General features: G+C 54.5%; 23 protein-coding genes. 8 read left to right on the top strand and 15 right to left on the bottom strand.

Translation table 11 applies throughout. The features are described from left to right. Window positions 1-522 precede the first annotated feature (522 nt). A complete protein-coding gene (locus tag Q8W24_RS15260) occupies window positions 523-969 on the top strand; it encodes a hypothetical protein (RefSeq protein WP_305475866.1) in 447 nt (148 codons plus the stop codon). A 175-nt stretch (window positions 970-1144) separates the two neighbouring features. Here the strand turns inward: Q8W24_RS15260 and Q8W24_RS15255 are convergent, their stop codons facing one another. From Q8W24_RS15255 to Q8W24_RS15240, 4 genes are all read right to left on the bottom strand, one after another. Then, window positions 1145-4246, bottom strand: a complete 3102-nt coding sequence (locus Q8W24_RS15255) for an efflux RND transporter permease subunit (RefSeq protein WP_305475864.1) — start codon at window positions 4244-4246, stop codon at window positions 1145-1147. A gap of 1 nt (window position 4247) precedes the next feature. Beyond that, the gene (locus tag Q8W24_RS15250; protein WP_305475863.1) at window positions 4248-5321 is read right to left on the bottom strand and encodes an efflux RND transporter periplasmic adaptor subunit; all 1074 of its coding nucleotides are present in this window, start codon (window positions 5319-5321) and stop codon (window positions 4248-4250) included. A gap of 225 nt (window positions 5322-5546) precedes the next feature. Continuing rightward, window positions 5547-6296 (bottom strand): Sir2 family NAD+-dependent deacetylase, encoded by a 750-nt coding sequence (gene cobB, locus Q8W24_RS15245; RefSeq protein WP_305475861.1) that lies wholly within the window; start codon window positions 6294-6296, stop codon window positions 5547-5549. Then, entirely contained in the window at window positions 6277-7437 is a 1161-nt protein-coding gene (locus tag Q8W24_RS15240; protein WP_303432321.1) for a patatin-like phospholipase family protein, read from the bottom strand. Before Q8W24_RS15240 ends, cobB begins: the two co-directional genes overlap by 20 nt. Before the next feature lie 325 nt (window positions 7438-7762). Here Q8W24_RS15240 and Q8W24_RS15235 point away from each other — a divergent pair, with 325 nt between their 5' ends. Then, on the top strand, window positions 7763-8407 hold the full coding sequence (locus Q8W24_RS15235) for a riboflavin synthase subunit alpha (RefSeq protein WP_305452765.1): 645 nt from the start codon (window positions 7763-7765) through the stop codon (window positions 8405-8407). On the opposite strand, the gene Q8W24_RS15230 is transcribed toward Q8W24_RS15235, so the two are convergent. Beyond that, the gene (locus Q8W24_RS15230) at window positions 8382-8624 is read right to left on the bottom strand and encodes a glutaredoxin domain-containing protein (protein WP_303432325.1); all 243 of its coding nucleotides are present in this window, start codon (window positions 8622-8624) and stop codon (window positions 8382-8384) included. The two genes, Q8W24_RS15235 and Q8W24_RS15230, sit on opposite strands and share 26 nt — an antisense overlap. A 70-nt stretch (window positions 8625-8694) precedes the next feature. Here Q8W24_RS15230 and Q8W24_RS15225 point away from each other — a divergent pair, with 70 nt between their 5' ends. After that, window positions 8695-9555 carry a sulfite exporter TauE/SafE family protein gene (locus Q8W24_RS15225; RefSeq protein WP_305475859.1) on the top strand — a complete coding sequence of 287 codons (861 nt, stop codon included), beginning with the start codon at window positions 8695-8697 and terminating at the stop codon, window positions 9553-9555. Here the strand turns inward: Q8W24_RS15225 and Q8W24_RS15220 are convergent. The 4 genes from Q8W24_RS15220 to purE all read right to left on the bottom strand — a co-directional run bounded on the left by Q8W24_RS15220 (window position 9483) and on the right by purE (window position 12164). After that, window positions 9483-9803 carry a heavy metal-binding domain-containing protein gene (locus tag Q8W24_RS15220; protein ID WP_305414056.1) on the bottom strand — a complete coding sequence of 107 codons (321 nt, stop codon included), beginning with the start codon at window positions 9801-9803 and terminating at the stop codon, window positions 9483-9485. The genes Q8W24_RS15225 and Q8W24_RS15220 overlap by 73 nt on opposite strands. A 111-nt stretch (window positions 9804-9914) precedes the next feature. Continuing rightward, window positions 9915-10469, bottom strand: coding sequence for a DUF2058 domain-containing protein (locus Q8W24_RS15215; protein WP_303432329.1), 555 nt, complete (start codon window positions 10467-10469; stop codon window positions 9915-9917). 13 nt (window positions 10470-10482) lie between these two features. Beyond that, window positions 10483-11553 carry a 5-(carboxyamino)imidazole ribonucleotide synthase gene (locus tag Q8W24_RS15210; RefSeq protein ID WP_305475858.1) on the bottom strand — a complete coding sequence of 357 codons (1071 nt, stop codon included), beginning with the start codon at window positions 11551-11553 and terminating at the stop codon, window positions 10483-10485. Between the two features lie 116 nt (window positions 11554-11669). Continuing rightward, window positions 11670-12164, bottom strand: a complete 495-nt coding sequence (purE, locus tag Q8W24_RS15205; RefSeq protein WP_303432333.1) for a 5-(carboxyamino)imidazole ribonucleotide mutase — start codon at window positions 12162-12164, stop codon at window positions 11670-11672. Between the two features lie 349 nt (window positions 12165-12513). Between purE and yaaA the strand changes: the two genes are divergently transcribed. The 4 genes from yaaA to Q8W24_RS15185 all read left to right on the top strand — a co-directional run bounded on the left by yaaA (window position 12514) and on the right by Q8W24_RS15185 (window position 15855). Next, on the top strand, window positions 12514-13302 hold the full coding sequence (gene yaaA, locus Q8W24_RS15200) for a peroxide stress protein YaaA (protein WP_305475855.1): 789 nt from the start codon (window positions 12514-12516) through the stop codon (window positions 13300-13302). Window position 13303: 1 nt separating this feature from the next. Next, the gene (locus tag Q8W24_RS15195; protein WP_303432336.1) at window positions 13304-13891 is read left to right on the top strand and encodes a YajG family lipoprotein; all 588 of its coding nucleotides are present in this window, start codon (window positions 13304-13306) and stop codon (window positions 13889-13891) included. Between the two features lie 413 nt (window positions 13892-14304). After that, window positions 14305-15408, top strand: a complete 1104-nt coding sequence (locus Q8W24_RS15190) for a porin (protein WP_305475854.1) — start codon at window positions 14305-14307, stop codon at window positions 15406-15408. A 228-nt stretch (window positions 15409-15636) separates the two neighbouring features. Then, window positions 15637-15855, top strand: coding sequence for a Nif11-like leader peptide family natural product precursor (locus Q8W24_RS15185; RefSeq protein ID WP_303432340.1), 219 nt, complete (start codon window positions 15637-15639; stop codon window positions 15853-15855). Window positions 15856-16042: 187 nt separating this feature from the next. Here the strand turns inward: Q8W24_RS15185 and Q8W24_RS15180 are convergent, their stop codons facing one another. Then, window positions 16043-16321: an Lrp/AsnC family transcriptional regulator gene (locus Q8W24_RS15180; RefSeq protein ID WP_305414069.1), complete on the bottom strand. Its 279-nt coding sequence runs from the start codon at window positions 16319-16321 to the stop codon at window positions 16043-16045. A 202-nt stretch (window positions 16322-16523) separates the two neighbouring features. On the opposite strand from Q8W24_RS15180, the gene Q8W24_RS15175 reads away from it, so the two are divergent. Continuing rightward, complete coding sequence (locus Q8W24_RS15175) at window positions 16524-17543, top strand: AraC family transcriptional regulator (RefSeq protein ID WP_305414070.1); 1020 nt, start codon at window positions 16524-16526, stop codon at window positions 17541-17543. Window positions 17544-17596: 53 nt separating this feature from the next. Here the strand turns inward: Q8W24_RS15175 and Q8W24_RS15170 are convergent, their stop codons facing one another. From Q8W24_RS15170 to Q8W24_RS15150, 5 genes are all read right to left on the bottom strand, one after another. Then, window positions 17597-18604, bottom strand: coding sequence for an AraC family transcriptional regulator (locus tag Q8W24_RS15170; protein WP_305452770.1), 1008 nt, complete (start codon window positions 18602-18604; stop codon window positions 17597-17599). 83 nt (window positions 18605-18687) lie between these two features. Next, a complete protein-coding gene (locus Q8W24_RS15165) occupies window positions 18688-19668 on the bottom strand; it encodes a transporter (RefSeq protein WP_305475853.1) in 981 nt (326 codons plus the stop codon). Between the two features lie 18 nt (window positions 19669-19686). After that, window positions 19687-20211 (bottom strand): flavin reductase family protein, encoded by a 525-nt coding sequence (locus Q8W24_RS15160; RefSeq protein WP_305414075.1) that lies wholly within the window; start codon window positions 20209-20211, stop codon window positions 19687-19689. Window positions 20212-20220: 9 nt separating this feature from the next. Beyond that, a complete protein-coding gene (locus Q8W24_RS15155) occupies window positions 20221-21456 on the bottom strand; it encodes a styrene monooxygenase/indole monooxygenase family protein (RefSeq protein ID WP_305475851.1) in 1236 nt (411 codons plus the stop codon). 84 nt (window positions 21457-21540) lie between these two features. Beyond that, on the bottom strand, window positions 21541-22317 hold the full coding sequence (locus Q8W24_RS15150; RefSeq protein ID WP_305414078.1) for an SDR family oxidoreductase: 777 nt from the start codon (window positions 22315-22317) through the stop codon (window positions 21541-21543). Window positions 22318-22325 lie beyond the last annotated feature (8 nt).

The raw sequence follows: 22325 nt of genomic DNA, 5'->3' as shown, positions 1-22325 counted from the left end.
GAAAAGGACTCGTCATTTCGCTGCATTCGTCGCCTTGCCCTGAACAACGGCAACACTCGCGCAGAGCCGTGCAGGATCAAATCGATGTCCCCTTAACTCCAGCCAAGCCTCATCAACATAAAGAACAACATCGGTATCAAGATAGCCTCTGACTTACTTTCCGTATTATTGCAATGGACTATTTGGTCTACTAATGGCTTTTTTATACCAGATTGTCATCTTTGTAAGGATATAGTTCATTGATATTACAGGATAGTCATGTGTTGGACGGACTTTGGCTATTCATTCAAACGGCAATTGATTTAACCTCACGCCACCTTCAATACGTTGATTTTCAGTCCTGAGGGGGGCTTGCCAGAGTGGTGCGTCAGCACAGCAAGTTATCTGAATACAGCGTGCTGATGGCGAAGAGCGAGGAATGCTCTTGCAGGAAATTCACGTATCTGAAGTATGTAGTAGGACGTCTGCCAGAACAGAGATTCTGTCGCTGAAAGGGATAGTAGACAACTCAGGAGAGACTATATGAATATTGCAGTAATGGATTCACCAGCGGAAAAAGCATTGTTTGCGCTGGCATTAAAATACGAGGTGATTACCGGCAAGCAAGTAAAGTGGCGAAAAGATACCGAAGCCGCTTTTCAGATGGTAATGGAATCCTTATCGAGTAGCCGGAGTGAATTGTTTCAGGCTGCGGTTACTTTTCTGGAAGCCCAGCCACTGGCCGGGCGCAAGGCCTTCTTGCGCTTGCAGCAAGAAACGGTGCCTGATGGATTTGAGGCCCGTATAGAAATGTATCGCGGGGTCGCCTTTCGACAACTTCGATCGATTGGACTGGAGCAACCTACTGGAGACCAGACGGTTGTGCAACGGACCTACCGGGGAGTGGCTTACGAAGAGCCGGTAACCTCCCAGAAGAGTGAGTCGGATAGCCGGATGGGCAAGCGTTTTTACCGGGGACAGCGTTATTAACTCTGGTGAATCAATGACCTGCCCCTGTACAGGCTAACAACCTGGGCATAAAAAAAACCGCGTTCACAGCAACGCGGTTTTTTTATTTCACCATGATCGATTGCCGCATGGCGGGCAGCGTATCGGCATACTCTCGATAGATTGCCAATACGCTCGCTCTGCACTTTAGCCTGGATTAGTCCGGAATCTTGACCCGGTGAGCATAGCTGTACAATACCGGTACAACTCCCAGAGTCAGGATGGTGGCAAAACCAAGGCCAAAAGCAATCACTACGGCCATGCTGTTGAAAAAAGGATCGGTCAGTAGCGGTACCATACCCAGAATCGTGGTCAGAGCCGCCATGGTCACGGGTCGTAAGCGACTGACCGACGCATCAAAGATGGCGTCATAACCTTGCTTGCCGTTGCGGTTTTCCAATTGGATCTGATCAACCAGCACAATGCCGTTTTTGACGATCATGCCCGACAGACTGAGGAAGCCGATCAATGACAGAAAGCCAAACTCAGCGCCGAGCAACAACATACCGGCGGTAACGCCAATAATGGCCAGTGGTACACAGGCCCAGATCACCAGAGCTGCCCGCAACTCATTAAACAGCAGTACTGTGATAATAAACATCACCAGATAGCCCATCGGCAGTGAAGCGAATACGTTGGCCCGGGCATCGTTGGACGATTCATATTCACCCCCCCATTCCAATTGGTAGCCCGGTGGCAACGGAATGGCCTCGAGTTCTGGCCGCACTTGTAAAAACAGCTCGTTAGCGGTCAGCCCAGAGGTAAACGAAGGGTCGGCCAGTACTTCGATGGTTCGTTTGCGGTCGCGACGCAAAATCAGCGGATCTTCAAAAATAACATCAAAGCGGTCAACCACTTGCTGAACCGGGATATAGCGGCTGAATACCGGGCTCCATATTTGCAAATCCATCAAATTATTGATGTTCAGGCGTTCCTGCTCCGGTGGTCGCAAGACAATGGGTTTGAGTTGGGTGCTTTCCCGGTAGATACCCACCTGCTTGCCGGAGAAGCTTAGCTGCAGCAGGTCATCCAGATTCTGTCTGGAAATACCGGCTCGTCGAGCGGCATCCTCTTGCAGATGAGGGCGAATCACCTTGACCCGCTCACGCCAGGTATGGCGAATATTGTCGGTAGCCGGGTGATCCCGCAGTCGTTGTTCCGCCTGTTCAGCCAAGCGTCTCAGCTCGGTTTGATCCGGGCCAGAAAAGCGGGCTTCGATTTTGGCCGGTGTACCAGGGCTGAACTCCAGTCGCTTGAACTTGATAAAAGCGTCCGGCATGGCGGTGTCGGTAAACGTCTCGGCAGCCGTGATCAGAGCCGGGATCTGGTCCCGGTGTTCGGTACGTACCAGTACCTGGGCGAAGGCGGCGTATTCTTTCTCGACATCATACGTCAGCATAAACCGGACCTCACCACGGCCCACGGTAGACGAGGTGAATTCAACCCCTGGTTGTTGCAACAACCATTGTTCCAGCTGACGTGCCTGTTGTTGGGTTGCAAGAATATCACTGCCTTCCGGCAGCCAGATATCAACCAGAAAAATCGGCGTATTGGATGGCGGGAAAAACGCCTGTTTGACCTGTCCGAAACCGAGTACCGCCACTACCATCATCATCACCATCAGGATGGTGGACAGGGCGCGATACTTCAGCATGGTTTTCAGGATCGCACGATACCCGGTGTACAAGGCACCCTGATAAGGCGTGGTGTTATCGGCGTCACGGTTGTCCGCAGTGCGGTGGGGAGCAGCACTGGACTCACGAAATAACAGGTTGCACAGAAACGGCGTCAGCGTCAGTGCGGTGACCCAGCTGAGTAATAGCGAGATCATCAGCACATAAAACAGCGAGCCGATAAACTCGCCAATGGAATCCGGCGACAGGCCGATCGGGGCAAACGCGGTGATCGCAATCAACGTGGCTCCAAGCAATGGCCACTGGGTTTGTTTGACAATATCGAAGGCAGCCCGAATCCGGCTCTGACCCCGTTGTAAGCCGACCATAATGCCTTCGGTAATCACCAGAGCATTATCCACCAGCATGCCCAGTGCAATAATCAGAGCGCCCAATGACACCCGGTGCAGGTCGATGCCAAGGCTTTTCATGATAATAAAGGTACCGAGGATGGTCAGCAGCAGAATGGCTCCGATGATCAGGCCGGCCCTGACGCCCATGAACAGCAGTAGCACCGCGATCACGATCGCGATGGACAAGACCAGGTTAAGGACAAAGTTCTGCGACGAGGCATCCACCTCGGCGGGTTGATCGTAAATCGTATTCAGTGACATACCGAGTGGGCGGTTGGCATCCAGCTCTGCCAGTTTGGCCCGCACGCGTTCACCGACTTCGATTACATTGACGTTGTCGGTAAACGCAATACCCAGACGTAAAGACGGCGCACCCCGGTAATTCTCCAGGTGTGTTGGGTTCTCCGTGACACCGGTACTGATATGGGCAATGTCTTTCAGATAAATCAGCTTGTCGGACCCCGGTGTACTGATCAACAGCTCGCCCAGTTCTTCCACGCTCTGGAATTCGCCAGTCGGATGGATACGAATATACTCGCTGCCGACCCGGATATGCCCGGCATTGCTGACGCTGTTCTGGGTTTGTAGCAGCTGGTACAAGCGTGACAGGGGGATGCCAAGGTTGGTCATTTGTTCGTGGGAGATATCAATAAAGACCTGCTGCTGCTGATCACCGGCAATATCGATATTCGAGACGCCATCCAGTGTGATCAGCTCGCGCTTGAGATATTCGGCATAGTCGAACAGTTCACTGTAGCCAAACCCCTCACCGGTCAACGCCAGCAATACGCCGAAAACGTCACCAAAGTTATCCAGCACGATCGGAGCGACGGACCCCGGCGGCAAGGCACTGGCCTTGTCGTTGACCTTGCGGCGTAATTCATCCCAGATCTGTGGCAGGGTGTCCCCCGGATATTCCGATTTGACCTCCAGGTGAATTTGCGACAGACCGGCTCTGGAAATGGAATCCACATGCTTGATGTAGGGGAGTGACTGGATAGTGTCTTCGAGACGGGCGGTCACTTCTTCTTCGACTTGCAGCGGGCTGGCACCGGGGTAATAGGTATAAACCATCGCTTCTTTGATAACGAAGGTCGGGTCTTCCAGTCGGCCAAGGCCAAGGTAGCTGATCAGGCCTCCCACCAGCAGAATCAGTATCATCATCCAGCTGGTGGTGGTGTGCTGGATAAAATAGGTAGCGGCATTCAGAGGCGCAGTATTTGGCTGTGACATATCAGAGGCCTCGTTCCTGCACCCATGGCCGAATGGTCATACCGGCCTGGGCCTGATGAACACCTGCAGCGAGAATACGGTCACCCGCTTGCAGACCGGCGACAATTTCCAGTCCGGCTTGGGTCAAACGGCCGGTTTCTACCGCTTGGGCAACCAGGGTATTGTGCTCATCCAGCTTCCAGACAGTGCCTTGCTTGCTGCCGTCTGCCTGATTGGATTGCTGGAATATGGCAGTGGAAGGAATCAACACATTGCCGGTATCTACCGCAAGAATCTGGTTGAGATCGGCGTAGACACTGGCCGACATCCCCGGCAGCGGGTTGAGGTCGGCGGGCTTGGGCAGGGTGACCAGCAAGCGGTAACTGCCGGTGGCCGGGTCGGCCTGGGTATTATGTTCCTTGTAAGTGGCTTTGAAGCGCTTTCCTGGCAATGCATCAAACACCACGTCTGGCTGGTAGCTACTGCCAGAGCGACTGATCTGAATCATCAATTGTTCTGGTACCTGGATGCTGACCACCAGCTGACCGCGGGCCTGCAGTTTCAGTAATGGCGTACCAGCGGCCACGGATTGATGATTATCGACATAAACTTCAGCAACCACGCCACTAAAAGGCGCTTTCAGCGTCGTATAGTTCATATTGCTGCGAGCACTGCCCAGCGCGGCCTTGCTGATGGCCAGATCGGCTCTTGCCTGGTCGTATTGCGCTTTGGACACCTGGTTTTTCTGGAACAGGTTTTCGATCCGCTGGAATTGTGAGCTGGCAAGCTCAAAGCGAGCCTGACGCTCGTCCAGCTGGAGCTGGTAATCCGTCGGATCGAGTCGTGCCAGTATGTCCCCCATCTTGACCTGCTTGCCGGCCAAGGCAGGAAGAGTCTGTAATTCACCGGGTACCCGAAAGGCGAGGGATACTTCTTCGGAGGCTTCAACCTTGCCAGGAAAACGGCGTAACAGCGCATCTTGACTGCTGACAACTTCATATATCTTGCCCGGTCGAGCGGTAGGTTCCTCTGGCGTGTGACGGCTGTTGTCCGCTTCGGAGCAGGCGGCTAACAGGCTGAACAACGAGAGGCACAAAAGGATGCCTGCGAATCGGCGAGCCCCTGATGACGAGAGTGAGCGATTGGCTGGAGTTGTCATTGCATACCTTTCAATAAAAATGGAAACGACCTGTTATGAATCTAGCGTTCCCTGGGCATGTGGTCGCTCTGGGAACGGTATTTAACAATCTGTAAATCATACCGTGCTGTGACACAAAACCGAAGCAGATCAGCGCCGGGTGTTGGCCCGGATGATATGGCGCTATTGCGCATCAAGCAGGGATTGTAGATAACCGGGTAATACATCACCTGCCTTGCCATATCGGTGTTCTGCAAAATTATCCTTGATGCGGCTGGGTTCCAGGTTGATCTCGACGGTATGGGCACCGGCCTGACTGGCAATTTCAACAAAACCGGCAGCGGGATATACATGGCCTGATGTACCGATGCTGAGAAATAAATCGCATTGCTCCAGTGCCTGGACAATATCATCCATAAACAGGGGCATTTCACCAAACCAGACGATATGAGGCCGCAAGGTGGGCGTATTACAGCAAGGACAGCGGCTGTCAGGCGTGATGTCGGTGTGCTGCTGGTAGACGTTGTGGGTGCGGCTGCAGCGGGCGCTTTTCAGCTCGCCGTGCATATGCAACAGATGCTGGCTGCCTGCCCGTTCGTGCAGGTCATCAACATTTTGTGTCACCAGTAAAAACTCACCCGGAAACTGTTGTTCAAAGCTCGCCAGAGCACGATGTGCCGGATTGGGGTGTACGTCGTTCAGCTGGGCCCGGCGGGCGTTATAAAAGTTTTGTACCAGTGTGGCATCGCGCTCAAAGGCTTCCGGTGTGGCGACATCTTCAATGCGGTGGTTTTCCCACAGGCCGTCGCTGTCTCGAAAGGTACGCACGCCAGATTCCGCAGAAATGCCAGCTCCGGTCAAAACAACAATACGCCGGGGCAAGTGTGGGTGAGTCCGGTGCGTGGTGGCGTGTTCAGACGAGTGGGCTGTCATCGAAGTGGTCCCTGAAAAAATCACGAATATCGGTGCGTTTGGTCATGGCGTCATCAAATCCTAACTGAATCAGACGGCGGCAGTAACCCTCGGAAAACAGCAAATAGCTGAGAATCCCGGAGCCATTTGGCCGAGTGTTTCCCCGGCTGTGGAGTACCATTCGAAGGGCTCTGGGCATTTCGTCGGCGTGCTCCGCCGCCAGAATGTCCAGTGAGATACTGGGGCTGATTTCGAGCAGTTGCACCGGCCGCAGCTCCATATCGTCGTACAGGCGCACTGCCCTGGGAATATGCTGGAGCGTCTGGTTAATACGGCGCAGTCGTTCGATATCGCTTTCCATGCTATCGAGGAAGGCGGCATTCAGCATATGTCCCATTATTTTGGCCGGGGAGGGATAGGTATCATCCGGGATATCCGGTTTGTTGCGGTGGGCAATGGCACTGACACCAATCACCATTACTTTTTCTGCACCCAGGTGCAGAGCCGGGCTGATGGGCGCCAGTTGGCGGACGGCGCCGTCGGCATAATACTGGTCGCCCAGAAACACCGCCGGAAAGATCATCGGGATGGCCGAGGAGGCCAGTAGATGATCGCAGCTCAGTCGGGTGCGCACCCCCACACGGCGTTGGCGTTGCCAGTCCTGGATCTCTGGATGACCTTCAAAAAAGCTGGTGGACTCACCGCTGTCGATGCCTGAACAGTTGATGGCGACGGCATACAAGTATTGATCCTTGATGGCTTGCTGGATGTCGGCGAAGTTGACGACTTCGCTCAGCAGCTGGCGCAAGGGGGTGTTGTCGAGTAACGATACCGGATCGTTTTTATAACCCCGGCCAATGATCAGGCTGCGGCCCATGCGTGCCAGTGAGTGAGACATGCCCCGGAAATCGGTGCGATAAATCTGGTCGCAGGAAAAATGCCGCCAGATACGTTCCAGGTGACGGATACCACGACGGTAATCTTCTGCATAGCTGGCCAGGGCAATGCCATTAATCGCACCAGCGGAGGTGCCGGAAATAATATCAAACGGATTGTAGTGACCCCGTGGCAGGATTTCGTGTATGGCTTTGAGAACCCCCACTTGATACGCCGCACGAGCTCCCCCGCCGGACAATATCAACCCTGTCCTTTGTCCTTTCATAATGACATTTTCCTCTGTGCAGGCATCAGGGGAGATCTATTTAATCCGGCAGCCTTCGAAGGGAGCGGGTTGCCGCCGTCCAGTGCGGTGCAGGATTAAATAGATGTCCCCATCACGCTAGGTAGCGAGTGGCAGACCCTGTCACAAGCGCATGACAAGGATATTATTATATCACCCTGTTGCTATCTGACAGCTGTAAGAGGTTGGCATTTTAATCAGATATGGTCACTGGAATGACCTGTCTCAAGCAGGAGCCGCAGGCCGCTGTCACTGCCTTGGCGCGGTATAGTGCATAATGCTGGCAAGAATAGATGAGGAGAAAACTGTGTTTACTGGAATCGTTCAAACCCGGCTGGCGGTGAGCCAGATTGAAAGCAAACAAGACTTTGCTACCCTGACGCTGATGTTTCCTGAGGCGCTGCAGCAAGGGTTGCAAACCGGTGCATCAGTGGCTTTGAATGGCACCTGCCTGACGGTGCGGTCGATCGAAGGAGCGGCTGTCAGCTTTGATGCGATTGGACAGACGTTAGCTGTGACGAACCTGGGGGCCCTCTCGGTGGGTGACGAGGTGAATATTGAGCGTGCGGCCCGTATTGGTGATGAGATTGGCGGCCATCTGCTGTCCGGCCATGTCATGGCCCAGGTGCGTATTCTGCAACGTATCGAATCGGCCAATAACCTGGTGCTCTGGTTTGAACGCCCGGCAACGCTGCTACCTTACCTGCTCGACAAGGGATATGTGGCACTTAATGGTTGCAGCCTGACGATTGCAGAGGTCGAGGCGGATCGTTTCTCGGTGCACCTGATCCCTGAAACCCGGGATGTCACCACCTTTGGCAAGGCAGCTGTTGGGGATGCGGTGAACCTGGAAGTGGACCCGCACACCCAGGCGGTGGTGGATACCGTCACCCGGATGCTGGCAGACCCTGTGGTGCTGGAGCAGCTTAAAGCGACTTCAGATAACGAATAATATCGGCAGATTCAAACATCCACTCTTCCTTGCCCTGGTCATCGGTAATCAGCAGACAAGGCACGGTAGTGCGGCCAGTGGCTTGTTGCTGCTGTTTCCGGAAGGCTGGATTTTTCTGCACATTGCGTTTCTCAACATCGACCTTCAAGCCTGGCAGCGTGCGGAGCACCATTTGGCAAAACGGGCACATATCGTAGTAGTAAAGCGCGTAGGTCATAACATTCCTCTGGTCTGTTCAAGGCAGCGGCCGATGGGCTGCTGCATTACTCTCTGACAGTGTATAACCCATGGATTATATTGAATACGTTATTTTGCTGGTACTGGCGATTGTCGCCAATTGGTTTTCGGCGCTGGCTGGCGGTGGTGCTGGCCTGATTCAGCTGCCGATGCTGATTTTTCTCGGCCTGCCGTTTCCGTTGGCGCTGGCAACACACAAGGTGGCGACGGTGGCTTTGGGAGTGGGCGCAACAGGGCGGCATCTCAGGGAAGGCCATTTGCAGCCCTGGCTGCTGGCGTTGATTGTACTGGCCGGAGTGCCAGGGGTGGTGGGCGGTGCGCTGTTTATTCTCGGGATTGCCGATCGCCCGGCGGAAATTGCCCTGGGGGTACTGATGCTGGCGCTGTCGATCTATTCGATGTTCAAGCCACAACTGGGCCTGGCAGCGGCATCCCGGCATCGCAATATGCCCGGTATGGTGCTGGGAGCAGCAGGGTTATTGGTGATTGGCATTATGAACGGCGCCTTGTCGGCAGGCAGTGGCCTGTTTGTGACGCTGTGGCTGGTGTATTGGTTCGGGCTGGAATACAAGCTGGCGGTGGCCCATACACTGGTTGCTGTCGGGCTGGGGTGGAACGGTGCCGGAGCGCTGACCATGGGATCGGTGGCAGAGGTACAGTGGAGCTGGATTCCCACGCTGTTACTGGGATCAGTGATTGGTGGTTATCTCGGGGCGAACTCGTCGATCAAGGCCGGTAATCGCACCATCAAGCGTTTGTATGAGCTGGTAACGCTGGTAGTGGCGATCAAGTTGTTGCTGGGGGGATTGGCTTTGACCGAGGTTGATCCAGGCTCCGGCTACTCCACGATGACTGCGGTGCCACTGGCGGACACCATCATCATGCCACTGGTTTTACCCATGACTTCGTAATCGATATCAATGCCGACAACGGCATTGGCTCCCAGTTCGGCCGCGCGTTGTTGCAGTTCTTGCAGTGCGATATCGCGGGCTTTTTGCAATTCTTTCTCGTAGGTCGCAGAGCGGCCACCCACAATGTCGCGAACACTGGCAAACAGGTCCTTGAACAGATTGGCTCCGAGCACGGTTTCACCGGCGACAATGCCGCGATAGGCGGTGATGCGTTTACCTTCGATATTCGGTGTAGTGGTGACGTACATCGGCAGATTCCTGGACAGTGTTTCAAAAACCGGCAGTGTTGGTCACCGGCAGTTTGCAAACCGGTGGCCAGGGTGACCACCGGCTATTGCTATCGGGCGTGTATCGGGCAGTTACCACATCAGATCGTCAGGAATCTGGTAGGCGGCGTATGGATCGTCTTCATCCATGTCATCGCCCTGGGATTCGGCAATCAGCATGTAGTGGTCAGGAGCTCGCTGGCGGATTTTCTCAGCCACCTGCAGGGGAATCACCCGATACGTTGGCCCCTGGCGGGTTTTTTCAAACAGGATAATGGCCAGCTGGCCACGACTGAGACGATCCCAGACCGCCTGGTTGACGTACATCTGTTTGACTTTTTTATCATGCAAAAAGTTGTATTTGATGTCGCCATCACACTCGACCGTATTGGTCTGGATCAATTGGCGAATCTGGGCGGCAATGGCTTTTTGCTGCGCCTCCGCTTCTTTCTGGCGATTCAATTCGCGGTCGTGGGCGGCTTTGGCCTTGCGTGCGGCTTCGGCAGCAGCCTGGGTATCTTCTGGGGCATCCTCGCTGCCGGTACGTTTCAAGTGCGCTGATTTTTTCAGTTCCTTGGCGTTTTTCTTGGCTTTTTTCTGGTTAACCAGACCCATTTCCAGCATTTGTTCTTGCAGTGACTTGGCCATGACAAACTCCCTGTTATTGCTGCCATACACCGGCGGGGAGCAACCCGGCCAGTTGGGTGATGGTGGTGTCGCGCTCATGGGTACTGTTGGCAACGACGGTGACGTGTCCGAGTTTACGAGCCGGGCGGGCTTCTTTGCCATAGGAGTGAACAAAAACATGTGCCATTCCGCTGGCGGCGGCGGTCGGGGTCTCGTCACTGATCACGTTAAGCATGGCAACGGCAGGGTAACGGGATTGGGTGCTTCCCAGTGGTTTGCCTGCCAATGCCAGCATGTGGTTACGGAACTGGCTGGTGTCGGCCCCTTCAATTGACCAGTGACCGGAGTTATGGACCCGGGGAGCCACTTCGTTGGCGACCAGACCGGTGTCGGTTTCAAACAGCTCCAGCGTCAGGGTACCAACATAGTCCAGACTATCGGCCAGCTGGCGAATATAGTGGCGAGCCTGCTCCGCCTTGGCTTCACTGAGGCCAGCCGCGGGGTAGAGCGAATAGCGCAAGATACCTTCGTGATGGACGTTTTCCGTCATTGGCCAGATCACCATATTGCCATCCCGGTCGCGGCTGGCGATCACCGAGGTTTCTCGGGAGAAAGGCACAAAGGCTTCGGCGATCAGTTCGCGGTTGCCAATGGCCGCCCAGGCCGGTTTGGCATCCGCGGCGCTGCGGAGCACATACTGGCCTTTGCCGTCGTAACCTTCGGTGGTGGTTTTTAATACGATGGGCAAGCCGAGTGTGACGATGGCGGCTTGCAGGTCATCGAGGGAGTTCACTGCGGCAAATTCTGCCGTGGCGATCCCGGCAGCCCGCAAGGCGTTCTTTTCCAGCAAACGATTCTGAAAGATGGTTAATGCTTCCAGGCTGGGGAACAGCTTGTCGGCGCAGCTGGCGAGCTGGCTGACGATGGCAGCGGGGATGTTCTCGGTCTCGTAAGAGAGAATATCAACGGAGGCAATAAATGCCTGTAGTGACTCGTCGGAGTGGGCGCGCAAGTCGTAGAGACTGACCTGGATATCGGTCAGGTCGGTGATGCTGGCGGCCAGCATCTGGCCTAACTGGCCGTTGCCAAGAATGCCGATGTTCATAAGTTTTACTACCTTGATCTGGCGAATATAGCCTGCTTTCAAATAGCAAAAACGGCCATTGAGCGGCCGCTTTTACACAATCTACAACCGGAGCACCCGAGAGTGTACCGGTTCGGTCAGAATGCGTCTCGTGGGTCTGGCTCGGCGAGAATCGTATCTGTTTGTTTGGCCCGGAAGTCATCTACCCGCTTGAGCAGGTCGGCATCGCTGGTGGCCAGAATCTGGGCGGCCAGCAGGCCGGCATTCTTAGCGCCGGCATCACCAATGGCCAAGGTGCCAACGGCCACTCCGCCGGGCATTTGCACAATCGACAGCAGGGAATCGAGGCCATTCAGCGCCCGCGATTTCACTGGTACGCCGAGGACGGGCAGCGAGGTTTGGGAAGCTGCCATACCAGGCAGATGCGCGGCCCCGCCGGCACCGGCAATCAGCACCTTGAGGCCCCGTGGCTGGGCGGTTTTGGCGTAGTCGAACAGCAAATCCGGGGTCCGGTGCGCAGAGACGACTTTTACTTCGTAGGCAACGCCCAGAGAATCGAGCATCTCGGCGGCGTGTTGCATGGTGGGCCAATCGCTCTTGGAGCCCATGATAATGCCAACCTGTACTGTCATTGGGTAAACCCTCTTGCTTTCTTGCCGTGTGGAGCCGCTGCGAGTGTGCATTGGTTCCGGTTAACGTCTGCCAGGCGCTGCCGGTATCAGCATCGTTATCACAACCATCAGCATGGCCCGATAAAACAACCGGGACAAACGGATTGGGAGGGGTGGATAACGGCTTGGACAACAGTGTCTGGCGTGGCCGATGTTCAGGAAAGCGGCGGATTGTAGCATAAGGTGGAAAAGTGAACAGTCGGGGCTAATATGAATCAATAGTTGCCACCTTCTTGAGCAATACTTGGGTTGCAACGACAGCGCCGGTATTATCGAATATTCTGCTTACTTGGATGGATATCCCTGCACCATGCTGACGTTATTATCACCTGCCAAAACGCTCGATTATGAAACACCGGCCACTACTTCCCGCAGCAGCCAGCCGGGTTTTCTGGAAGATTCGGCCGAGTTGATCGATGTCTTGCGGATGTATTCTGCCGATGAGATCAGCGGTTTGATGGGGTTGAGCAGCAAGCTGGCAGAGCTGAATGTAGAACGCTATTCCAACTGGACGTTACCGCTGACCAGTGCCAATGCCAAACAGGCCCTGCTGGCGTTTAAGGGTGACGTCTATACCGGGCTGGCCGCCGAGACGCTGTCGCCGGATGATCTCGATTTTGCCCAGCAGCATTTACGTATGCTGAGTGGTTTGTACGGCTTGCTGAAACCACTCGATCTGATGGCCCCTTATCGGCTTGAAATGGGCACCCGGCTGAACAATGGCCGCGGCAAGAACCTCTACGAATTCTGGGGTAACCGAATCACCGCTGCCCTTAATCAAGAGCTGGTCGAACATAACAGCCAGACCGTGGTGAACCTGGCATCCAATGAATATTTCAAGTCGGTGCAGAGCAAGCAACTCAATGCCGAGTTGATTACCCCGGTGTTTAAGGATGAAAAAAATGGCCAGTTTAAAATCATCAGTTTTTACGCCAAAAAAGCGCGCGGATTAATGGCGCGCTACCTGATTGACCAGCGCATCGACAAGGCCGAGGAACTGAAAGCGTTTGATCTGGCCGGATACCGTTATAGTACGCAAGACTCTCAGGGCAATACCTGGATTTTTAACCGTCGCGAAGCCGACCTGCCGGAGAAATAACATGTTTGGATTGACAAGAGTCGTAGGTGTTGCTGCATTGCTGGCAGGATTGACAGGCTGTGTTCTGTCGCCCCAAGTGATCGAACTGAACGAGCAAGCCGATGTTGGCACAGGCCAACTCAGTAGCGAACGTAATGCGCTGGTGCGGGTGCTGGATGATCGGGGTGTGGATGATGACCTGATTGGATACCGTGGTGGTCGACTGCCGGAAAACTCGCCTCTGGTTGCCGAGGTGCCACTGTATACCACCCTGACCAAACGACTGAAAAACACCCTGGCCGAGTTGGGTTTTGGTGGCAACAGTACGGTGGAGCCGCTGAAATTACAATTGGATATCAACACCTTTGAATATTCCTGTAATGAAGGCGTGGTGGTATCGAAATGCGCCTTTGAACTGAAATTGACCGTCAGCGTGCTGGATGGCCCTAGTCATTTCAGCAAGCCGTATCAGTTGAGCGAGAGCCGTTCTGTGGTGGCCTCACCGGTTGCCAGTTATAACGAAGAATGGGTCAACGAAGCCCTCGATAAAATCTGGGCACATATCTTCTCCGATCAGGAACTGCTGGCTGCTCTGGGGGTGACCCGATAACGCCGCCCAGCCGATTTTCTGACCCTTCCAGACTCCTTCCATCGTATGGACGCAGAGACACACAGGCCAGCCCGCAACGGACTGGCCAGTCACGGGTGAAATAACCCAGGGTGTTTTTTGCTCCGCCCCTTGCTTACTCAGACCGTCATGATTGATTGCCAGTATGGACAGGTGATTGGTTAATGACCTGCCAACCGGAATTTTTATGACAATTTGGTTTCAGTAATATTTCATATTGATGTCATTTGGATGACAATGCCGCCCTGAGAAATACACCGTCATGGCTAAAGGGCCGGACCGTATGGCCGTGAACTGTCATACCAGTACGGAATATTCTGGACAGGCTGAGGCCCGGTTTCTCTGCATAACCCAATCCATTACGGCTATTTGAGTCAATCTGGAACCTTCTTTTTATGAAATTGTTTTCCAAGGTCACAACGATAGCGGCCTGTTTTTTTGTTATGTCCAACCATGTGCATTCCATTGATCTGTCTGACAGCACCCTAGAGGTGTACGGCAAGATTCATATGGCACTGAATTATATGGACTCCGGTGTTGAGGCCGATGAGGTCGACAACGACAGCGGCCTGTCGGATGGTGATGTCAGCCTGTCTTCCAATTCATCGCGCCTTGGTTTCAAGGGCGAGATAGCCACGGGTGTGGATAATCTGGTGGCGTTTTACCAGCTGGAACAAACAATCAACCTGGATGGTTACGACGGCGACACCTTCGTCACTCGCAACTCTTACCTGGGGTTAAAAGAGCAGCAAGAAGGATACACTCGCTGGGAAATCAAAGCCGGTTATCACGATACGCTGGCCAAGTCGGTCTCCGCGATGGCAATGCTGGGAGATACTGCAGCTGACCGTCGTGCCATCATGGGCGCTGGTGCAACATCGGGCAACAAGGCCGACAAGCGGGTTGCCAATATGTTACTGGCGACTTATTACCTGGAACAGAGCGGTCATCAGCTGGCTATATCGGCACAGTATTCCACCGAAGCAACCTCCAGCAAAGGCACCGTAGACGATAACGATGCGGGTTTTGCAGCACTTGGCGCCACCTGGAAGCAGGGCAATTTTGTTACCGCGGTCGCGCATGATTACTGGAAAAATGGCACCAGCGCCAATCTGCATGTTACCCGTGTGGCCTCCCGTTATCAGGATGGTCACTGGACAGCTCTGCTACTGGCTGAAAATCTCAGGCAATCCGATGATCTGAATCGCAAGGCCTGGGGTGGTCAACTGGCATTACAAGACGGTGATTTCAAATGGATCGGCAGTGTGTTGGTCGCCGAAAGCGCCAAAGGATACAGTGCGAGCGGTGCAACAATGACGTCGTTGGCTGTTGAACGCTCCTGGTCCAAGGTACTGAAAACCTATGCGCTTTATACCCGGACAGCGAACGATGCCAATGCCAGCTACCAAGGTGTTGACGGCGGCATGAACGATGAGCTGAAAACAACGGCAGGTAATACGCCTCAGGCCGTTTCTGCCGGTGTGGTACTGAAGTTCTGAGCTTGTGGGCCATGTGGGGCTTTTGTCGTAACGCTGTCGTAAAAGCCACAAACGATGGTGGCTAAGGTACGGGTCGTCACAGGCAAGGCCCTGTCCTTGATTTTATTTCTATTGTTAAGTTTTTGATTTTTAAAGATATTTATATTGTTTGTCAGACTGGTACGCGAGCTGGTTCGATATTTGCGATTAGGGATTGTCAGTCAATCAAATTAAATAGGAAGAAAATCAATGTCTGTTGCTGTGATCAAGGCCTTTGCGGAAAAAGCGCGTGAAGATGCAGAGCTGGGTGCGCAGTTAAAAGCGTGCCTGAAAATGAAAGAGCTGTTTGCACTGGCTCGTGATAACGGGTTTGAGCTGGTAGAAGATTCCCTTTATCCACCCAATGAGCCACAGTTCACCGAAGACCAGCTGTCGGAACGGTTGGTAAAAGCGTTGCTCAGAGTCTAGATTCAGAACATCGAATAGCAAACCTCAGAAAGCCCTGTATTTCTTGTGAATAGCATTGAAATACAGGGCTTTTTGTTTTCTCTCCGCCCATCCATTGGCCATTGCCCTGAGTCTGAAATTGACGGCGTGGGGATGCCTTCTGTGGCTGTCCGTAATTATTCCAATCCGTAATGATTCATCCCACGAATCAGTCGTTTCCCATATCAAACATGGATTCCATGTCTTTCTGGGAATGTGACGCGAAGGCGAACATGGTGTCGGTGTCCTGTATGCCATGGAGCTTATGGATGTTAGCGGTGACAAGTTGAGCGATCTGTTCGTTGCTGCCAGCTTCAGCGATAGCGACAAGGTCGTAGCTTCCGGCAACGGAGTACACTTGTTGTATTGGCGTGAGTTCGAGCAGCGCCTGGCTGATAGCCTCGATTTTCATGCTGGTGCATTTGATCAGAATGATAGCAGTGGTCATGGTGATTCCTCGGTATGGAATGGCTGCAACTGGTCTGGCATTTGCTTTAAACCATTGAAATGGAAAATGATTCCTGTTGTGGCCTGATAGTAAGCTGCTGTCAGCAGGGCATTTATCCCGTTAGCGCAGTGGATATCCGGATAGCGCAAAATCCGTGAAAAACCCTTGCACCAGACTGATACAGAATTACTCAGAGGCGCGCATGTTTCAGGCACAGATCAGTAACACTGGGGCCATCGAGAAAACATCGTTGTTTTCCCATCGTAACCAGCTCTTTCTGCTAAACAACACCGGAGCTGTATGTGATGAGGTCGGTAAGGTATTCAAGCCGCATGAGCTGACAGCGCGTGCTGGTCAGGATGTGGTCGGAGCCACCATGCATCGGATGGTGCTGGGCAAGCTGACGCTGCACCGGCTGGAGTACAACCACAGTGTGCAGATTGATCCGGGTCGGCTGGATAATTTTTATCTGATCCAGATTCCGATGAAGGGTTACGCCGAAATCCAGTGCAGTAACCAGCGTTTTATTTCCTCACCGGAGATGGCTTCACTGATATCACCCGAGCAGCCTCTGTCGATGATGTGGCAAGGGAGTTCTCCGCAGTTGGTGATTCGTATCGACAGGGAGGATTTCGAGCATCATTGCCGTCAGCATCTGGATCGCTGGGGTCAGCGTTCGCCGGTGTTTTCGCCGCAGCTGGATTTTGATACGCCAGGTGGGGCATATGTCATGCAGTTGCTGATGATGCTGGTGGGAGGTTTGCTGGAAAGCAGTCATCCGATCCATCAGCCGCTGGTGATGCGGCAGTTTGAATCCACCTTGCTGAATGCCTTGCTGTACGGCATTGAGAGTGATGTGTTTGATCAGTTACACGCCCAGAGCACGCCCCAGGTGGCGCCATATTTCATCAAGCAGGCGGAGGAGTTTATCCGCGCCAATATGGATCAGCCGTTGTCGGTCGAGATGTTGGCGGAACAGGTCGGTGTGAGTGTGCGTTCATTACAGGCTGGTTTCCGCAAGTATCGGGATACAACGCCGATGGCGCTGCTGAGGGATTTACGGCTGGAGCAGGTGAATGCGGCGTTGAAGCATTCCCAAGGGATGACTTCGATTACCGACGTGGCATTTCGTTGGGGGTTCAGCCATCTGGGGCGTTTTTCAAAGGATTATCGACAACGCTTTAATGAGTTGCCATCTGAAACGTTGAGGTTTCGCCGCTAGTTGATGCTGGCACTCCCTGCCGGTTTGTTATGTTCTTGTTTGCGTATGGTTGATTAGCCCGGCCGCATGGAGCGCGCTCTGGCCAATGTGTCGGAAGGGCGTTCTCCGAAGCGTTCCCGGTACTGGCTGGCAAATCGTCCCAGATGGGTAAATCCGCAATCCAGCGCCACCGCTGACACACTGTGTTGGCCTGTACCAGCGAGTAGTCGTTCCCTTACCCGGTCAAGGCGCTGGCTGCGCTGCCAGTTCATTGGGGTGCTGTGGAGGTGCTCCCTGAAGGCAGCAAACAGGGTAAAGCGGCTGACACGGGCGGCGGCGACCATGGCATCGATGCTGATGTCTTCGTCCAGATGCTGTTGAATCAGGCGGCAGGCGCGTTGCAGGTAGCCGGGCAGCGATGAGCGTTCGGTATGGCTTGCAGACAGGCGTGAACTGAGGCTGTTGGGCTGGGATAGGAGTAGCCCCTTGATCAGACTGGTTTCCAGATCGCGACTGAGCAGGTGATGACTGTAGAGCGCCTGCATACTGGTATGGTCGCCCATCAGTTGTTGCACCATTTGCCACCAGGCTTCCAGCGCCGGGTTGGTCATGTTCAGTGACGGCTCGAACAGCAACGGCTGTTCGAGCGGTTCATTGATCAAGGATTCCGCCACCGTACGCATGGCAGAGGCCGGGATAACCAGCTGTTGCTTGATGCAGGAAGATTCCATATCGAGTTGCTGAAACGCATTCGGCGACAGGATCAGCCCGTGCCGGCGATCGGACCGGGCTTGGCATCCGGGTGTTTTGAGCAACTGCTCTCCTTCGATGGGCAGACTGATACTGTAGGCCTGCAAGCCGTTACGGCCATCCACACCAATACTGACTCCCGTACCATAGGAAATATCACCGAACATCAGTGCCAGTCCGGGCAGCCGGCGAGCGTGGTAATGAAAGTCGAGGGATTCGGTACCGATGCGGGTATCGAGCGCATGTGGGCCGCAGATCTTTTCCATCCACAGATGTGCTTGTGAGCGGCTGTGGCTACTGGTCTGGATGTCGGTAAGCTGACTGTTATGCATGATGACCTCGCTGGAGCATGAGCAGGGAAAGAGCGGTTGGTCAGCTGCCATGGCAGCTGGCCAACTGTTGCTGGAACCGGGAATCAGAAGTGATGAATCCAGCGCACCTGCATACGACTGCCTTGCGGACGATTCTGTACCTCAAACTCACGGTAGCCATTGGCGACGATGTGGTTGTCGGCAGAGAAGCTGTACATCACCCCCGGACCGACGGCGTAGACGGATTCCTTACGGTCAGCCACGGTTTTGCCATCCACTTTGGTGTCGGTGATTTGTTCCAGAAAATAGCCATTCAGACCCAGACGCCAACCCTTGCCCATGTCGCGACTGACCGCCACATTGGCATGGAAGGCCTGACCCGCCTGCATGCTTTCGACATCACCAAAGTCACTGGATGGATCGGTGTTTTTGGCGTTGTAAAGGTAATGCAGGCGGGTTGATGCCGTCCATTGAGGGCTGAACCAGTAGGTACCTGCCCAATACGGATTAAAGGACAGGGCGTTGTTACCTGGATTGATGCTGGTGTCTGTGTCGTTGTCGCCGGTGGGCAGATTGAACTGGAGCTCAATACGCTGGACAAATTTTGGCCCATTATCGCCCATGACCGGATCGAACTGGATGAATGGCCCTACCAGCCAGTCACCGGTACCGGATTGTGCGGTCAGCGCCATATTGTTGATGCCGTCATCCACTTCCATGGAGGTAACGAAAGGCGCCAGTGTATTAATGCCGAGGCTGGCATTACCCAGCCGATAGTTCGACAGCCAGGTCATCTGGGCCACTAACACTTGATAGTCCAGATCGGTTTTGGGGAGTTCCAGAGCTTCGCCATCCTGATCATTCAGGCGTGTGCTGGAATAGTTCTGGTAATAGGCCTGCAGGTAAACCCCTGGCCCAGCCGGTACGCCACCGTCGAGAAAGCTGGTCAACCCCAGGTTTACAACAGGCAGGTCGTAAGCCTGTGCTGCCGGGCTGGCCGTCAGCGCCAGAGCCATGGCCAGTGGCAGTGTTTTGGTCAGCCCCGGTGCTGACACCGGTCGAGTCAATAGAGTCGAATACTTCATGGTTTATCTCCGCAAAAGTCAGGCGCTACAGGTTTGGGCCAGAGACTGATACTGGCCACCGTGGAACAGCAGCGGTTGACCGCCTGCCAGTGAGTAGTGGTGGATTTCTCCGATGAAAATCAGGTGATCTCCGGCATCGATCTGGCGTTCGTTACGGCACACCAGAGTGGCCAGAGCGCCGTCGAGTACGGCGGTGCCGTTGTCACAGCGGTAATAGTCCACGTCCTCGAACTTGTCGTCCGATGGCCGCGCAAAGCGGTTTGACAGATCCTCTTGATCGGCACCCAGAATGTTGATGGCGAAGTGCTCGATATGACGGAACAGTTCGAGGTTGGGGGAGCGCTTGTCGAGACTCCACAGCACCAGTGCCGGATCGAGTGACACCGACGAAAAGGAGTTGGCCGTCAGGCCGACAGGGGTATCGTCGGCGGCCATCGTCGTGATGATGGTCACGCCGGTGGCGAACTGGCCAAACAGGGTACGCAAGGTACGGCTGTCGGCATCGCTGGCGCTGAGCAGCCCGGTTTTTATCAGGGTTTCCATAATGACTCCTTAGCAGGTTTCCGCTTTTTTCATCAGCTTGCTGCAGGCATCTGCATCGAACCACCAAGGAGAAAAGGTGCGGGGATCATCAAAGCCGTTGGTGATTCGGCTGGCGATGTCCGGGCGTTCTGTTGCCGTCGCCAGCAGTTGCAGGATATGTGGTGGCGGTGGCGTCAGCATGCTGTTGGTCCAGGCGACCACATGACGGGCGTAATCCCAGTAGCTGTTAAAGGTCGATTGCATCCATTCGGTGTCGAAGGACAGGTCTTCTCCACGGCTGAGAATAGACTGCAGGTAGACCGCGGTGCACTTGGCGGCGTTGTTGGAGCCCTGACCGGTGATCGGGTCGTTGACCACAATGGCATCGGCCATGCCGAAGACGTGCTTGCCAGACGGCAGGGTCATTATGGGATGACGAATGGTTGGGGCGAAGCGTCCGGCCAGATAGCCGCCGTCGTCAGTGAGGGTAATGTTGCCGCAGCGTTCCGCTTCCCAGGGGGCGTAACGGGAGACGATGTCCTTGCTCATTTGCAGGTGATCGTTGGCGCTTTTGCAATCTTGCCAGGTATCCATGGCACCACCGGGAATACCTTCAAACACCATGATGTGGCAAGGGCCAGTGGTGGTCAGCGCCGGGAACACGAAGTACTCACCTACGCCAGGAATCAGGTTAAAGGCGACGCGAGAGAAGTCTTCGCTGGGGGTCATGCCGTGCACGTAAGTCAGTGCCAGTGCACGCTGGGGGGTGTCGAAGGCGGATTTTATATCATCGCGTTCGAAGCAGCGCACGATGTCGCCTTTACCGGCAGCCAGCAGTACCAGTTCGTGTTCGTTGGCCAGCCGTTCGAGAGCGTCGATACCAACATCTTCAAAAATCAGCTCGCCGCCCATCTCGATGAATTTGTCCATCCAGACCGGCATTTTCACCCGCTGGTCGACAGACTGGGCAGTGGCGTCGAGACGGGCAGCCCAGTTGAACAGGCTGGTGCCGGGCGCTTCCGGGTTCATCACATTGATGCCGATGCCTTCCACTTGTGGACAGCTGTCTTGCCAGAAATCGATGCCCAGATCCCGCTCGGTTTTCATCGCAGCATCGAACATGCACTGGCTCGATGAGACCCGGCCATTGCTGATGTCGTCACCAGTGCGGTTGGTGATCATGGTGACTTGATAGCCCTGTTGCAGCAATCCCATTCCCAGTTGCAGGCCGGACTGACCGGCTCCAACGATAGCGATACGGCGCATAATAAGTACCCTTGTTTTGTTAAGTGATTACTTTTTTTGTTTTCGGTGTTGTGTGGCTGTTTAAAAAATCATTGGCCGGCTGGATTAGCCCGCCAGGCGTGGAATTGCCGGTTTGTTCTGTTCCGGGCCCATCACCGCATAACCACCGTCGGCGGCGTAGTCGGCACCGGTGACAAAGCTGGCCTCGTCGGAACAGAGAAAGGCCACGACGTTGGCAACCTCGGTCGGATCTCCCAGACGACCCAGCAGGTGGTAATCGGCAGCAACGGCATCGGCTTTGGCGCGATCTCCGCCACTGACTTCGTCGATAACACGGGACCAGGTCCAGCCCGGTGAAACCGAGTTCACACGAATGCCATCGGCTGCCAGATCCATCGCCATCTCTTTGGTCAGGTGCTTGATAGCGGCCTTGGATACCGGATACAGCCAGCGGCCGGTCTGGGCACACCCGGCGGAAATCGAGGTGAAGTTCACCACCGCACCACGGGTGGCTTGCAATTGTTCATGGAACGCTTTGGTGACCATGGCCATGCTGATCAGATTGATGTCCAGTGCCCGTAGCCATTGCTGACGGCTGGAAGCAAAGCCATCGTCGTCGTAGCTGCAGGCCATATTGATCAGCAGGCTGATCGCGCTGGCTTGCTCGCCAATACGGCTGACTGCAGTCTTGATGGCCTCGTCATCGGTCACATCCAGCGGCATGAACGTGGCTCCCAGTGAGGCCAGTTCAGCTTCGGCACTGTCATCGATATCCAGCACAAAGACCCGGGCGCCCTGTTGCAGCAGCACGTTGACAACGGACATGCCGATCAGGGTGGAGCCGCCACAGACCACGGCGGTTTTATCGCTCAGATTGATCATGGGTTTTC

The organism is Oceanobacter sp. 4_MG-2023 (assembly GCF_030689165.1).
Lineage (GTDB): Bacteria > Pseudomonadota > Gammaproteobacteria > Pseudomonadales > Oceanobacteraceae > Oceanobacter.
The sequence above is the reverse complement of the archived record's forward strand: the minus strand, read 5'-3'. Positions and strand labels throughout refer to the sequence as shown.

Bases quoted from the DNA above. Each gene is read 5' to 3' on its own strand.
- Q8W24_RS15195 (WP_303432336.1), top strand. From the start codon at position 13,304: ATGTTTGGATTGACAAGAGTCGTAGGTGTTGCTGCATTGCTGGCAGGA.
- Q8W24_RS15150 (WP_305414078.1), bottom strand. From the start codon at position 22,317: ATGATCAATCTGAGCGATAAAACCGCCGTGGTCTGTGGCGGCTCCACC.
- Q8W24_RS15240 (WP_303432321.1), bottom strand. From the start codon at position 7,437: ATGAAAGGACAAAGGACAGGGTTGATATTGTCCGGCGGGGGAGCTCGT.
- Q8W24_RS15175 (WP_305414070.1), top strand. From the start codon at position 16,524: ATGTTTCAGGCACAGATCAGTAACACTGGGGCCATCGAGAAAACATCG.
- Q8W24_RS15190 (WP_305475854.1), top strand. From the start codon at position 14,305: ATGAAATTGTTTTCCAAGGTCACAACGATAGCGGCCTGTTTTTTTGTT.
- Q8W24_RS15170 (WP_305452770.1), bottom strand. From the start codon at position 18,604: ATGCATAACAGTCAGCTTACCGACATCCAGACCAGTAGCCACAGCCGC.
- Q8W24_RS15210 (WP_305475858.1), bottom strand. From the start codon at position 11,553: ATGAACATCGGCATTCTTGGCAACGGCCAGTTAGGCCAGATGCTGGCC.
- Q8W24_RS15225 (WP_305475859.1), top strand. From the start codon at position 8,695: ATGGATTATATTGAATACGTTATTTTGCTGGTACTGGCGATTGTCGCC.
- Q8W24_RS15260 (WP_305475866.1), top strand. From the start codon at position 523: ATGAATATTGCAGTAATGGATTCACCAGCGGAAAAAGCATTGTTTGCG.
- Q8W24_RS15185 (WP_303432340.1), top strand. From the start codon at position 15,637: ATGTCTGTTGCTGTGATCAAGGCCTTTGCGGAAAAAGCGCGTGAAGAT.
- Q8W24_RS15255 (WP_305475864.1), bottom strand. From the start codon at position 4,246: ATGTCACAGCCAAATACTGCGCCTCTGAATGCCGCTACCTATTTTATC.
- Q8W24_RS15165 (WP_305475853.1), bottom strand. From the start codon at position 19,668: ATGAAGTATTCGACTCTATTGACTCGACCGGTGTCAGCACCGGGGCTG.
- cobB (WP_305475861.1), bottom strand. From the start codon at position 6,296: ATGACAGCCCACTCGTCTGAACACGCCACCACGCACCGGACTCACCCA.
- Q8W24_RS15160 (WP_305414075.1), bottom strand. From the start codon at position 20,211: ATGGAAACCCTGATAAAAACCGGGCTGCTCAGCGCCAGCGATGCCGAC.
- yaaA (WP_305475855.1), top strand. From the start codon at position 12,514: ATGCTGACGTTATTATCACCTGCCAAAACGCTCGATTATGAAACACCG.
- purE (WP_303432333.1), bottom strand. From the start codon at position 12,164: ATGACAGTACAGGTTGGCATTATCATGGGCTCCAAGAGCGATTGGCCC.
- Q8W24_RS15180 (WP_305414069.1), bottom strand. From the start codon at position 16,321: ATGACCACTGCTATCATTCTGATCAAATGCACCAGCATGAAAATCGAG.
- Q8W24_RS15220 (WP_305414056.1), bottom strand. From the start codon at position 9,803: ATGTACGTCACCACTACACCGAATATCGAAGGTAAACGCATCACCGCC.
- Q8W24_RS15215 (WP_303432329.1), bottom strand. From the start codon at position 10,469: ATGGCCAAGTCACTGCAAGAACAAATGCTGGAAATGGGTCTGGTTAAC.
- Q8W24_RS15155 (WP_305475851.1), bottom strand. From the start codon at position 21,456: ATGCGCCGTATCGCTATCGTTGGAGCCGGTCAGTCCGGCCTGCAACTG.
- Q8W24_RS15230 (WP_303432325.1), bottom strand. From the start codon at position 8,624: ATGACCTACGCGCTTTACTACTACGATATGTGCCCGTTTTGCCAAATG.